General features: G+C 76.4%; 1 protein-coding gene and 1 pseudogene. Both read left to right on the top strand.

What is annotated here, in order from left to right; genetic code table 11:
* Positions 1-172: pseudogene (locus FV230_RS31405) on the top strand (VWA domain-containing protein); the annotation flags it as partial.
* Positions 172-857: tetratricopeptide repeat protein (locus tag FV230_RS28775; RefSeq protein ID WP_147844784.1), on the top strand; the 686-nt coding region annotated here is incomplete at its 3' end. The pseudogene FV230_RS31405 and the gene FV230_RS28775, both read left to right, overlap by 1 nt.

Genomic DNA, 857 nt, shown 5'->3' with positions numbered 1-857 from the left:
GGTCGCGGCCGACCTGTCGGCACCCGCCCCGGTGCTCGACGCGGTCGGCGCCGGCACCGCGCAGCACCTGGCGGCGGGCGGCTACGCCGTGCTCGCCTTCGCCGATCTCGGGCGCTGGCTGCTGCTGCTCGCGCTGGGGCCGGCGCTGATCCTGTTCCGGAGGAGCGCGTGATGGCCGCCTTCGCGCTCGGCCGCCGGCCGCTCTCCCCCGCCGTCTCGGCCGCGCTCTCCCGCGGCTGGCGGCGCTGGGCCCGGACCTTCGGGCTCGCCGCGGCCGGGGCCGTCATCCTCGCGCTGATGCTGGTCTCGCAGCCGCGCACCGGCCTCGGCCGCCTGCTGATCGGGGTCGGACTGCCCTCGGCGGCGCTCGCGGTGCTCGACGATCCGGCCTGGCGCGGGCCGGCCCTGTACGAGGCCGGCCGCTACGACGAGGCGGCGGCCGTGTTCCGCAACGGCGGCCGGCGCAACGCCTACAACCTCGGCAACGCGCTCGCCCGGACGGGCGACTATGCCGGCGCGATCGAGGCCTACGACGCGGCGCTGCAGTTCAACCCGCGCGACGCCGACGCGCAGGCCAACCGCTCGCTGATCGCCCAGCTCGTCGCCGAGGCGATCGACCGCAAGGGCGGCGGCACCGCCAACGGCTCGGCGCAGTACGGCGCCCGCTACAACAACACCGCCAACCAGGAGAAGGACAACACCCTCCAGGCCAATTCCAGCGGCGAGGGCCTGGCGGGCAACAAGGAGGCGAGCTCCTCGGCCTCGATCCCCGGCAACAGCAAGGTCGCGCGCCGCGGCCAGGCCGAGCAGCAGACCGTGGAATCGGGCCGCGGCGAGGCCCGGGGCTCGGCCGGCGA

The sequence above is a fragment of the Methylobacterium sp. WL6 genome (assembly GCF_008040095.1).
In the GTDB taxonomy this organism is placed as follows: domain Bacteria; phylum Pseudomonadota; class Alphaproteobacteria; order Rhizobiales; family Beijerinckiaceae; genus Methylobacterium.
The sequence above is the reverse complement of the archived record's forward strand: the minus strand, read 5'-3'. Positions and strand labels throughout refer to the sequence as shown.